Annotated in this window: 12 protein-coding genes; 2 read left to right on the top strand and 10 right to left on the bottom strand. The window is 64.6% G+C overall.

The genetic code is table 11. The features are described from left to right. Positions 1–140: 140 nt before the first annotated feature. Positions 141–1,046, top strand: coding sequence for an ABC transporter permease (locus IDH44_RS01450; RefSeq protein ID WP_190913989.1), 906 nt, complete (start codon positions 141–143; stop codon positions 1,044–1,046). 16 nt (positions 1,047–1,062) lie between these two features. After that, complete coding sequence (locus tag IDH44_RS01445; RefSeq protein WP_190913988.1) at positions 1,063–1,926, top strand: carbohydrate ABC transporter permease; 864 nt, start codon at positions 1,063–1,065, stop codon at positions 1,924–1,926. 15 nt (positions 1,927–1,941) lie between these two features. Here IDH44_RS01445 and IDH44_RS01440 read toward each other — a convergent pair whose 3' ends face one another. The 10 genes from IDH44_RS01440 to IDH44_RS01395 all read right to left on the bottom strand — a co-directional run bounded on the left by IDH44_RS01440 (position 1,942) and on the right by IDH44_RS01395 (position 12,079). Further along, entirely contained in the window at positions 1,942–2,364 is a 423-nt protein-coding gene (locus IDH44_RS01440) for an aldo/keto reductase (RefSeq protein ID WP_190913987.1), read from the bottom strand. 27 nt (positions 2,365–2,391) lie between these two features. Then, positions 2,392–3,531 (bottom strand): Gfo/Idh/MocA family protein, encoded by a 1,140-nt coding sequence (locus IDH44_RS01435; protein ID WP_223869274.1) that lies wholly within the window; start codon positions 3,529–3,531, stop codon positions 2,392–2,394. Further along, positions 3,531–4,523: a Gfo/Idh/MocA family protein gene (locus tag IDH44_RS01430; RefSeq protein WP_190913986.1), complete on the bottom strand. Its 993-nt coding sequence runs from the start codon at positions 4,521–4,523 to the stop codon at positions 3,531–3,533. Before IDH44_RS01430 ends, IDH44_RS01435 begins: the two co-directional genes overlap by 1 nt. A gap of 36 nt (positions 4,524–4,559) precedes the next feature. Further along, the gene (locus IDH44_RS01425; protein WP_190913985.1) at positions 4,560–5,393 is read right to left on the bottom strand and encodes an SDR family oxidoreductase; all 834 of its coding nucleotides are present in this window, start codon (positions 5,391–5,393) and stop codon (positions 4,560–4,562) included. After that, positions 5,390–6,322: a glycoside hydrolase family protein gene (locus tag IDH44_RS01420; RefSeq protein ID WP_190913984.1), complete on the bottom strand. Its 933-nt coding sequence runs from the start codon at positions 6,320–6,322 to the stop codon at positions 5,390–5,392. Before IDH44_RS01420 ends, IDH44_RS01425 begins: the two co-directional genes overlap by 4 nt. Continuing rightward, on the bottom strand, positions 6,319–7,026 hold the full coding sequence (locus tag IDH44_RS01415; protein WP_190913983.1) for a phytanoyl-CoA dioxygenase family protein: 708 nt from the start codon (positions 7,024–7,026) through the stop codon (positions 6,319–6,321). The genes IDH44_RS01420 and IDH44_RS01415 overlap by 4 nt, the downstream gene beginning before the upstream one ends. A 48-nt stretch (positions 7,027–7,074) precedes the next feature. Then, on the bottom strand, positions 7,075–8,541 hold the full coding sequence (locus tag IDH44_RS01410; protein WP_190913982.1) for a hypothetical protein: 1,467 nt from the start codon (positions 8,539–8,541) through the stop codon (positions 7,075–7,077). Positions 8,542–8,588: 47 nt separating this feature from the next. After that, the gene (locus tag IDH44_RS01405; RefSeq protein ID WP_190913981.1) at positions 8,589–9,458 is read right to left on the bottom strand and encodes a carbohydrate ABC transporter permease; all 870 of its coding nucleotides are present in this window, start codon (positions 9,456–9,458) and stop codon (positions 8,589–8,591) included. A 15-nt stretch (positions 9,459–9,473) separates the two neighbouring features. Further along, on the bottom strand, positions 9,474–10,382 hold the full coding sequence (locus tag IDH44_RS01400; RefSeq protein ID WP_190913980.1) for an ABC transporter permease: 909 nt from the start codon (positions 10,380–10,382) through the stop codon (positions 9,474–9,476). Between the two features lie 80 nt (positions 10,383–10,462). After that, positions 10,463–12,079, bottom strand: coding sequence for an extracellular solute-binding protein (locus IDH44_RS01395; protein ID WP_190913979.1), 1,617 nt, complete (start codon positions 12,077–12,079; stop codon positions 10,463–10,465). Positions 12,080–12,131 lie beyond the last annotated feature (52 nt).

Here is a 12,131-nt window from a genome sequence, read left to right as displayed (position 1 = left end):
GGTCGGGCCTAAATGTCCAGATCAAAAAAACCGTTCACGCGTCATCCAAAAAGATCGACATGATCGCAAAAACGGTTCATAGGCAGACTGGCTGCGGCGCGCCATAATGGGGCCATACCGCGCCACTGGAGGGGATCGACATGCAAGCGCACTGGCGGCGAATCGCCAAGTACAAGTATCTGTATCTGCTGCTGCTGCCCGGCTTCGCCTGGTACCTGGTGTACAAATACTTGCCGATGTACGGGGTCATTATCGCATTCAAGGACTTCAACTTCGGCAAGGGCATCTGGGACAGCCCGTGGGTCGGCTGGAAGCACTTCGACTTCCTGTTCGGCTACCCGGACTTCTATCGCATCGTGAAGAACACGATCCTGATCAACGTCTACGAACTGCTGTTCTCGTTCCCGGCGCCGATCATCCTGGCGCTCCTGCTCAACGAGCTCAAGAACCTGGCGTTCAAGCGCTCGATCCAGACGATCGTCTACTTCCCGCACTTCCTGTCGTGGGTCGTATTCGGCGGCATCGTCATCCAGCTGCTCTCGCCCAATGACGGGCTCGTCAACCAGCTCCGGGAGCTATTCGGATGGGGCAGCGTGCATTACATGACGCAGTCGGATTACTTCCGCCCGATCATCATCGGCTCGCTCATCCTCAAGGAGACGGGCTGGCTGGCGATCATCTATCTGGCCGCGCTGTCGGCGATCGACCCGGAGCAGTACGAGGCTGCGACGATCGACGGCGCGACGCGGATGCAGAAGCTCGTGCACGTCACGCTGCCCGGCATCCGCAACACGATCGTCATCCTGCTCATCCTCAAGATCGGCAACATGATGGATTACGGCTTCGAGCAGATCTACGTGATGTACAATCCGACCGTCTACGATGTCGGCGACGTGCTCAGCACGTACATCTACCGCGTCGGCCTGCAGGATGCGCAGTTCAGCCTGACGACGGCGATCGGCCTGTTCCAGTCGGTCATCGGCTTCTTCCTGATCTGGGGCGCCAACCGGCTGGCGCAGCGCTTCAGCGACAATTCGATCTGGTAAAAGGGGGGATTCGACCATGTCCAAAAAAATACAGCCCGGCAATGCCGTGATCGGCGCCGTGCTGATTGGGTTTGCCTTCATGACCTTCATGCCGTTCTACTACGTCATCATGGCCTCGATCAGCGATCCGGCCCGCATCCGCGAGGGCGAGCTGCTGCTGTGGCCGCAGGGCCTGGACCTGACGGCGTACACGATCATCCTGCAGAATGAGCGCTTCATCACGTCGTTCGGCAATACGCTGGCCCGCACCGGGCTCGGCCTGGCGATCAACCTGTCGCTGCAGCTGACCTTCGCCTATGCGCTGTCGAAGCGCTATCTGCCGGGACAGAAGTTCTTCATGATCTTCACCATCATCACGATGCTGTTCAACGGCGGCATCATCCCGACCTATCTCGTCGTCAAGGGGACGGGGCTGATCGACACGATCTGGGCGCTCGTCATCCCGGCGGCGATCAGCACGTGGAACGTCATCCTGCTCAAGTCGTTCTTCGAGAACATCCCCGCCAGCCTGGAGGAGTCGGCGCGCATCGACGGGGCCAACGACCTGTCGATCTTCGCCCGCATCTATCTGCCGCTGTCGACCGCCTCGATCGCCACGATCGGGCTGTTCATCGCCGTCCAGCACTGGAATACGTACATGGACGCGGTCATCTACATCAATACGGCGAGCAAGCAGGTGCTGCAGATCTTCCTGCGCGACATGGTCGTGCAGCTCGAGATGGCGGCGGTGCTCGGGGATATGGGCGTGGTCAACGAGACGTCGAGCCTGTCGGTGCGCACCGCCTCGATCTTCCTCGTCGCGCTGCCGATCATCATCGTCTATCCGTTCATCCAGCGCTACTTCGTCAAGGGGGTCATGCTCGGGGCGGTGAAGGGGTAGGCTAGACGGCGCCGGCTAGCTCAGCCTGTACGTCGCAAATGGCTCGCCGTGCCGGAAGCGGTCGCTCAGACGGTCCAGCTCCGGCATGATCTCGCTCTTCAGCTTCATGGAAAGACTGCGGTAATTCTCCTCCACCTGCTCCGGCCGCGTCGCGCCGACGATGACCGTGGAGACGGCGGGACGGCGCATCAGCCAGGCCAGGGCGAGCGCGCTCGGCGAGCAGCCGCTCGCTTCGGCCAGCGCGCTGACGCTGCGGCCGAGCGCCAGACGTTCGTCGCTCAGGAAGCGCCGGAAGTTCGGATCGGTCTGCGCCCGCGAGCGCTCCGGCGCCGGCGCATCGCCGCTGCTGCCGTACTTGCCGCTCAGGATGCCGCCCCGCTTGCGAGGCCGGGCGCTTGTTGGCGTACGTGCATATGCTGTCCCGTCCCAGTATAGCACACGCCGCCGCGCCGATTCATCCTGCGGCTACCACGCCACCTGACAAAACCGGCTCGTCTCCGCCGATTCGTTGGCCTTCAGACAGAGCAGGGCGCTTAGCAAGCCGTCATCCAGCGTGGTACGCGAGCGCTCGCGACCGCGTATCGTCTCCAAAAAATTGTCCACCAGCGCTCCATCGCCGCCGCCGTGTCCATCCAGCGCGCTCGCGTCGATCGCATGCGACTCCACGCGGGCTTCATGATGCATATGCACCTTGAGCTCGCTCGCATACCAGTCGAATTCCAGCGTCCCCTTGTAGCCGAGCAGCCGGGCGCCGCGCCGCGCGGCACCGCGCCGGGCGAAGAAATTTTGCGAATAGCTGGCATGCATGCCGCTCTCGTACCGCAGCAGCGCGCTGCCCGCGTCCTCGTTGCCGGTATCGACCGCGAAGCAGCAGTATTCGCCGCGGCCGGGTCCGGGCTTCGCCTTCAATGCGCTCTCCTCGCAGGTGCGGTTTTCCTCGCAGTCCGCGCACTTCAGCCCCGCCGGCTTCGTCCCCTTGAACACCTGCTTCGACTTCATCGCACACACCGCAACCGGACGCATGCCGAGCAGATGATTCAGGTAATCGAAGTCATGCGTCGCCTTCTGCAGGAACAAGCCGCCCGTAATCCGCTCGTCGCGGTACCAGGAATGATAATACACGCCGCCGTAAGGCACATTGTTCACCGCCTGCACATGCTCGACCGTCCCGATCTTGCCGGAATCGACGATCTCCTTGGCGAGTCGGACAAGCGGCGTATTGCGCAGCGGAAACGACACGACCACCTCCGAGCGGGAAGCCGCGTATCCCGCCCGCAAGCGCGCCAGATCCTCGTACGTCGTGGCTACCGGCTTTTCCAGATAGAGCGGCAGATCGCGCCGCAGCACCTTGAGCGCCATCTCGGTGTGCAAATTGCAGCGCGTGCCGATGACGACGCCGTCCAATTCGCAGTGCGCCAGCATCGTCTCGGCTTCGGCAAAAAATTGCACCTGCTTCGCCCGCTCCCCCAGCTCTTCCCGCAGGGCGCCCAGGTTCGGGTCCGCAATCGCGGCGATCCGATAGCCCCGCTCGGCCGACTCGATATCGGGGAACACATCGTGAATCCGCAGCCCGTATCCGATTATCCCCAGCTTCACCATTGTCATCACCCTCGTTCCGCCCGGGAGACCGTCTGCGCTTGGCCCGACTCGGCCGAGGCGTACGCCGCTTCGATGACCTCGATCACCGAGCGCGCGTAGGCGCCCGTGCAGCGGATCGTATCGCGGCCCTGGACGGCCAGGAGCAGCTCCTCGAGCTGCAGCGCATACGGGTCGGCGCTGCGGTCGACCGGGACCTCCTCCCAGCCGTTGCCCGTGCTGAGCCATACGCCCTGTCCGGGCGCCAGGCGGATCGTCCCTCCGGTCAGCAGCAGCTCCGTCTCGTGACGCTGCACATTGTCGTAGCCCGACTGGGCAATCACGACCGGGACGCCGCGACTCGTCTCCAGCAGCAGCAGTCCGTTGCCCTCCACATCGCCGCGCCCGCCGTAATAGCCGAGCCGCGCGTGCACCTGCACGAATCGCGAATCGGTCAGCCATTGCAGCTTGTCGATCGAATGCGCGCCGAGATTCATGAGGATCCCGCCTCCGGCGCGCGCCTTGTCCAGGAACCAGTCGGGCCGGCGCGCAGCGAAATAATCGGTATGCCGCGTCTCGACAATCATCGCCAGCTCGCCGAGCTCGCGCTCGCGCAGCAGCCGCTTGACGACGCGGTTGTCGGCGATATACTGCTGCGTATGTCCGACCATCAACTGCACGCCGGCGGCGGCCGCCGCTTCGATGATCGCCGTGCATTCGCGCGCATTCATCGCCATCGGCTTCTCCAGCAGCATGTGACAGCCGCGAAAGGCGCAATACTCCGCCGCCTCCCGGTGCAAATGATGCGGCAACGAGATGATGGCCATTTCCGGCTGACACGCCTCGATCATGTGCCTATAATTGGTATAGGCTGCGATATCGTATTGCTGCGCAAGCGCCGATGCTCGCGCTTCGTTCAGATCGGCAACGGCAACGGCACGCAAGCCGTCGATCCTGCGCAGCGCTTGCAGATGCTGGGCCGCGATCGCGCCGCCGCCGACGAGCGCCACCTTCAAGCTCATTCCATCCCGCTCCTTCCTGTGGTTCGCACATTCCCTTCACTCCGAGCCGACATTGACCGTATGCCGCCCCAGCCCTTCCGGACCGAGCGCCAGATAGCCGCCGTCCACCGGCAGATCGGCGCCGGTCACGAAGGACGCGTCGTCGCTGAGCAAGAACAGGATCGGGCCGGCACATTCGGCCGGCTCGCCGCAGCGCGCCAGCATATGAAAGGCGCCCCAGATCGGCTCCCACTTGTCCCGGCCGCCGCCGTCCAATCCGGCGGAGCGGTCCGTCTCGCGCGTCCAGATCCACCCCGGGCTGACGCTGTTGACCCGAATGCCATAGGGCGCCAGATCGAGCGCCTGGCACTTGGTCATGGCGTGGACGGCGCCCTTGGCCGAATTGTACGTCCAGCGCTGCGGCTGGGCGATATGCGCCGAGATGCTCGATACGTTGACGATCGCGCCGCCGCCGGCGCTCTGCATATGCGGCGCGCAGTGCTGCGCCATCCGCGCGTAGCCGATCGGCCCGACGCCGTAGCTCCGCGCCCAATCGTCCGCCCCGGCCTCCAGGCCCCGACCGACGAAAGAGAACGCATTGTTAACCAGATAATGCACCGCTCCCATCGCAGCCGCCGCTTCCGCCACACAGCGGCGGCAGAATGCCTCGTCGCCCATATCGCCCTGGACATAGTGCGCCCGCAGCCCCGACTGCCGCAGCCGCCGCTCGACCTCGCGTCCCTCCCGCTCTTCCAGGCAGGTGAAGACGACGGCCGCGCCCTCGGCGCACAGCTCCTCGACGACAGCCAGGCCGATCCCTGAGCTGCCGCCGGTGACGATCGCGCACTTGCCTGCGAATCGCCCGTTCATCGTGCGGCGTCCCATACTCATCCCGGCCCCTCCTCCGGCAGCGGCTGCCAGCTCAGCCCGTCTGTCGAGGCCAGCATGCCGAAGCTGGTATACCCGTCCGTGTCGCCCATCAGCAGCATCCGCCAGCCGTCCGGCTCCCGCCAGACGAACGGCGCGCCGTGCTTGTCGCGCATCCAGTGCTGGAGTGACAGCTCCAGCCTGCCGTGCACCTGCCATGCGTAGAGATCGTCCGATGTCGCCCAGCCTACATGCTGCTCCACCAGTCCGGCGCTGTAGATCATCACCCAGACGCTGCCGTTGTGGAACACCGCCACATTCTCCACGCCGTCCGGCGCGTCCTCCATCACCCCCATCAGCGGCTGCTCCGCCGAGACGATCTGCCAGCGGCGCAGCTCGGGATCGTCGGTGACGGCGTGACCGAGCAGATTGGCATGGCCGCAGCCGCCGGCTATCGGCCGGCTGCCGGTGAAGTAGCAATGCAGCGTGTCGCCGTGGCGCACGAAGGTCGGATCGATCAGCCGTCCCCGCTCGTTCCAGGGCAGCTCGCGCGCCTCGTCCAGGAACGCCGTCTCCTCGCCCTTGCGCGCGAGGCCGTCCGCGGTACGCTCCAGCTCGACATAGACGAGCCGATTGCGCTCGCCAGGGTAGGTCTGATACGGGAGCAGCCAGCGACCGTGCCAGCGCACGAGATCGCCCGGCGAGGCGTAGCCGTCCGCCGACAGGTCGGGCAGCGGCTCGTACGAGACGAAGTCGCGCGTCCGGACGCAGCCGATCCGCCAGTGCGCCCGGTCCGCCACGCTGCCCTCGCCCTTGCGCGTGAACAGGATCAGATAGCCGTCCGCCAGCGGCACCACCGACGGATCGCGCACCGGCAGCCGCCGGGCCAGCACCGGATTGCGCAGCTGCGGCTGGCGCCCGGCGCCCACAGCCCCTGGCTGGTTGCCGTTCATACGCGTCCCCCTCCGATGCGGAAGGCGGACGTCGCCCACGCATACTCGGGATCGTCCGTGGCCGCGCTGCGGTAGGTGCCGATCAGCGCCCGCCGCCGCGCGCCCGAGACATTGGCATACGAGGCATGCAGCAGCAGATCGTGGAAGATCAGCGCGCTGCCGGCCCGCAGCGGCACCGCCCGGATGCGGGAGGGGTCGATCCGCCGCTCGTCGACGCGGCTGACGAAGCCCTGCTCGTCCGACGGCGGCGCCGTATGCGGCAGCCGGCCGGCCCGATGCGAGCCCGGCACGACCTTGAGGCAGCCGTTGTCCGGCGTCGCATCGTCCAGCGCGATCCACGCCGACACCTTGTGACTGCCCTGCCAGTATTCCCAGTCCTGATGCCACGGCGAATCGAACGCCGTCTGCTTGCTCTTGAAGACGAGCTTGTCGCTCAGAAATTCCAGCTCGCCCGGCAGCACCTCCTGCAGCATCCGCACCAGCTCCGGCTTGCGCGCCGCTTCGTGAAAGCGCGGGCTGGCGGCGGCCATGCCGACGTACACCCCCTGGCGATGGACGCGCTCGGCCTGCTCCGGACGCTCGCGCGTCAGCCGCTCCAGCACCTCGTCGATGGCCAGCCGCAGCGCCTCCACCTCTGCCTCGGCGTACAGCTGCTCGGCAATGACATACCCCTCTGACGCAAACTGCTGTGCTACATGGTTCATCGCGTGTTCACCCCTTCATCGTTGATGTCCGGTCATTCCTGCGTCCCCTCACTGCTGCTCGTATACGCCCAGATAGGGCACATCGGTGGCCGAGCGGACCGCATACGGCGTATCGTGGTCCGACTTCAGATAGATGCCGCGCTCCGTCTTGACGAACACGGGCGGATCGGGCAGCTCGACACGGGGCGGATGAATGCGCGCATATCCGGTCCAGGCCGGGATCTTGCGGTGGAAGCGCGCTTCGTCCCGCTTGCCGAGCAGATTGTAGATATCCTGCCAGAAGTAATCGCCGATCGACCAGTGCAGCCCGTCCTCGATCCAGAGACAATCATTGCCCAGCAGCACCGAGCGCGGCGGCAGCCCGTCCGCCCAGCCTCTCCAGAACGGCGCAGGGTCCGCGGTGCGGGACGCCAGATAGAGCAGATCGTGGGCGTGCCAGGCCGTGCTCGGCGCGATATCCGCTTCATTGCCCCAGCCGGTGGCGGAGACGAAGTAGCCGCCCGCCGTCTGGTAATGAGCGTAGGTGCGCTCGCAATCCTCGAGGAAGCCCTCCAGCTCGGCATCGCCGCCGAGCGCCGCGGCGCAGGCCCGGATGCCGTACAGCGTCAGGCCCATCCCGGCGATGAGCATCGGCTGGTCCAGCTTCTCCCAGCGTCCGGCACGGCGATGCCACAGCCGGTGGAAGCGGGTCTGGCCGGCGCCGTCCACCCATGCCGAGCGCACGATGTGGCGGCAGAGCGCCGCGGCGCGGTCCAGATACCGGGACTCGCCGAAGGCCGCGGCGGCCAGCACGAGCGGCACGATCATCAGCCCGTAGTATTCGGCCGGCTCCAGCGTGCGGGCGTCGCCGGCGTAGCGCAGCGTGCCTTCGCACGACGCGTCGGGCACGCCTGCCACATGATAGTCCCGGATCATCCGGTCCAGATCCTCCGTCAGCTCTTCGTCCCAGCGCCGCTCGCCGCAAGCCTCGCGCAGCGCCAGCTTTGCCCAGATCCGGGCATACTCCTGGTTGCACGTGCCCGACGGACCGGGACGGCCGCCGCCCCAGCGCGCTGCGCAGGCCTCGAGATTGCGCACGACCGCCTGCCGGACCTGCTCGCACAGCGCCTCGCCGAGCAGGGGAGCGGCATGCCGGACTGCAGTGGCCAGCGCGAGGTCGGGCACCATGTTGTGAATGAGCGCATTGCGCGACACCTCGCCCGACTCGAAGCCGATGTAGCGGTACTGCCCATTGTCCTGGAAGGACGCGATCTGGAAGCGCACGAGCCGCCGCAGCGTCTCGGCGCCGTAGTCATCCGGCCGCCGCTCGAGCAGCAGCGCCAGCGCGGACAGGAGCGGGCTGCTCCAGGTGCTGTGCCCGCTGTGAAAGTCGGTCCAGCGGTAGGGATTGCCTCCCCATACCGCATGATTGTTGAAGCCGTGGATGGCGCCGTCGGCGCAGATCCAGGCATGCAGCCAGCGGCCGAGCCGGACGGTATCCGGCTGCGCCGCGGGCGGACTCTCGAAGATGGTCACAGTCGCTGCCTCCTTGCGCGCATGCGCGCAACTTGCCCTCATGCGCGTTATTCCTTGAGCGAGCCGAGCATCGCCCCTTTGACAAAAAAGCGCTGCAGAAACGGATACACGATCAGAATCGGCACGGTGGCGAACAAAATGACCCCCGCCTTCATCATCTCCGGCGTCGCCGCCTGCACCGTCTCCATATTGCCGACGACGGCGCTCGCCTCGTCCTCGATCACCATATTGCGCAAGATGATCTGCAGCGGGTAGAGCTCCCGCGAGCGAATGAACAGCAGCGCCTGGAAGTAGCTGTTCCATTGCGTGACCGCGTGGAACAGCGCGATCGTCGCCAGCACCGGCTTGGACAGCGGCATGACGATGCTGGCGTAGATGCGCGGCTCCGAGCAGCCGTCGATCTTGCCCGAATCGAACAGCTCGCCCGAGATTCCGGCGAAGAAGGTCTTCATGATCAGCACGTAGAACGCGTTGAGCGCGCTCGGCACGATCAGGGCCCACAGCGTATTCTCCATGCCGAGCCCGCGGATGACCAGATACGTCGGCACGAGCGGCGCGGAGAAGATGAACGTGATCAGGATGCCCTGCAGCACGGCGATTCGCCCGCGCATCTGCCTGCGCGATACCGCGTAAGAGAGGCTCGAGCAGAGCGCCAGCGTCAGCAGGGTGCCGATGACGGTGATCCAGATGCTGACCCCCATGGCGCGCCAGAGCGCCCCCAGGCCGAAGATCGTCTCGTAGACATCGAGGTTGAAGCCTTTGGGCCAGAGCACGACTAGCTTGGCATTGGCATACTTGGGCGCGCTGAGCGAGACGGCCAGCAGATGAATCAGCGGAGCGATCATGCTCAGGCTGAGCAGCGCGAAGAACAGGCTGTTGATCCATTGAAAGGTGCGCTCCGACTTGTTGGTTACCACCGGCTGTCCCCTCCTCTAGTACAATCCCTGACCGGTCGTCCGCTTGCTCAGATGATTGAGGCCGACGATCAGCACGAGTCCGATGACCGACTTGAACAGTCCGATCGCCGTCGTGAAGCTGTATTGCGCATTGAGCAGTCCGACGCGGTAGACATACGTGTCGATCACTTCCCCGATATCGCGCACGAGCGGATTGAGGAAGACGAGGATCTGTTCCACATTGGTATCGAGCATATTGCCGATGCGCAGCAGCAGCAGCGTCACGATGGCCGGCGCGATCGACGGAATCGTGATCGACACCATCTGCCGCCAGCGCCCGGCGCCGTCCATCACCGCCGCTTCGTACAGATTCGGATTGATCCCCGCAATCGCCGCCAGATAGATGATCATGCCCCAGCCGACCTCCTTCCACATGCTCGTCAGCACGACGACGCTGCGGAAGAAGCGCGAATCGGAGACGAATTCGACCGGCTGACCGCCCAGCGCTTCGACGGCCCGGTTCGCCAGCCCGTCTACGGCCAGCAGATTGATGAAGATGCCGCCGACGATGATCCACGACAAAAAATGCGGCAAGTACAGCAAGGTCTGGACGGTGCGCTTGAACAGCATCTGCCGCAGCTCGTTGAGCAGCAGCGCCAGCAGCAGCGGCGCCGGGAATCCGAAAAACAGCGTATAAAAACTCAGGACCAGCGTATTGCGCAAAATGTTCATGAATTCCTCGTATTCAAACATGAAGACGAAATGCTTCCACCCCGCCCACGGGCTGTCCCAGATGCCGATAAAAATGCTGTAATCCTGAAACGCAATCACATTGCCGAGCAGCGGCACATACTTGAATACGAGAAAATACAGCACGCCCGGGAGCGCAATCAGCCACAGCATCAGCGAATCCTTGCCGCTGAGCGAGCGCAGCCGGTTCCGCATCGCCGCTCACCTCCTCTCCTTCGCGCCCGCCGCCCGTCGGGAGGCTGGCGCGAAGCATGTCCGCACGGATCTGTCGCCGATCATTCGCCGTAAAACGCCCGATGCCACTGCGTCGCCTCGGCGATCGCTTCGTCGCCGCCGCGGCTGCGCCACTCCTGCACGAACGACTCAAACCCCGCGTCCACTTCCTCCCGGCCGGTCACGACCTTGGCGAACATATCCAGCAGCATCGTGCCTCCGCCGGCGAAGTTCGGTATCAGCTCGGGGCGCGTCTCGAACGCTTCCGGCTGCGGCATGTACATCGCTTCGTTCATGAACGTATTGCGCTCGGCAATATCAAAGCCCGCCTTGAGCGCGTCTGCCTGCGGCGACAGCTCGACCATCTTCGGCCCGTTCAGGCTGTGTCCGGTGACGTTGACATTGATCTGATAGGCGCGCATCTCCATATTGTCGGCATTGTTGGGATTGTCGGGGCCCCACACGATCTGGCCGTCCCGCAGCTCGTAATTATGTCCCTCGATGCCGTAGGCGTAGAATTCCTGCACCTCGTCGCTGCTCCAGGCCCAGTCCAGGAATTCGATGATCTGCTCCGGCCGCTCCACGTCCGAGGGGATCATCCAGACGTAATAGATCCCGGCGTTGACCGGCTGCAGGCCCTTGCCGCCCGGTCCGGCGGGCGGCTCGACCATGATCGGCTCCGCCTCCGGCTGATCGATGAATTGCGACGGATCCCACTGCTCCACGTAATTGTCCACATAGTGGACCCAGCTGCCCGCGAGCCCGTTCTGGATGCCGGCGAACCAGTCCGCCGACTTGTTGGTGAACAGGTTCGGATTGACATAGCCGTTGGCATACAGCTCGCGCCAGAATTGCAGCACGTCCTTCATGTTGTCGGTGATGACCGAGGGCACGAATTCGCCGTCCTCCATCACCCACAGGTCGGGGTATACGCCGAATTCGTAAAAAAACAGCTCGCTTCCGGCCATGTTCTCCCGGGCATAAAAGCCGTATTCGTCATTCGGGTCGCCGTTGCCGTTCATATCCAGCGCCTTGACCTGCTCGAAGTAGGCCAGATATTCCTCCGGCGTCGACGGGACCTCCATGCCCGCCTGCTCCAGCCAATCCTCGCGCACGTACAGCGCCCGGGTATGCGGATTCGGCACCAGCGCCGGAATCGCATAGATCCGGCCGTCCTTGGATACAGCCGGGCTGTTCCACGCTTCCTCCGGAATGCGCGCCTTCAGATTCGGGCCGTATTGCTCGATCAGGTCGGTCAGCTCCAGCACCGCTCCCTGCTCGACGGCGCCGGTGTGGGCCGGATAGTCGAGCCCGTACGTGCGGATCAGATCGGGCAGATCGCCGGAGGCGAAGCGCACGGTCAGCTGGGTCTGGAAGTCCTGCCAGCTCAGGAATTCGAAGTGCAGGTCGTACGCGTTGCCGGAGAGCTCCTCCAGCTTCTGAACATAGCGGTTGTCGTCCCAATCGCTTACGGTCTGGGTGTACGGCGCCGGCGAGGTCGACAAAATCGAAATTTCCCTCGCTTCCTCCGTCGCGGCTGCGCCGTTGGCGCCTTGTTCCCCTGCTGCGGCCCCGGGCTCGTCCGTCGTCGCCCCGCCTTCGTTGCTGCAGGCGGCAGCCAGCAGCGCCAGCGCGAGCAGCAGGGCCGGCGGTCCGAGCCGCCCATTGCGTTTACGCATCTTCCCTCATCCCCCTCGTCATGATGATTGCAGGCTTTACCCTTTCATTGTA

Origin of the sequence: Paenibacillus sabuli (genome assembly GCF_014705605.1) — a bacterium.
GTDB classification, from domain to species: Bacteria; Bacillota; Bacilli; order Paenibacillales; family Paenibacillaceae; genus Paenibacillus_D; species Paenibacillus_D sabuli.
This window is presented reverse-complemented; position numbering and strand designations above follow the sequence as displayed.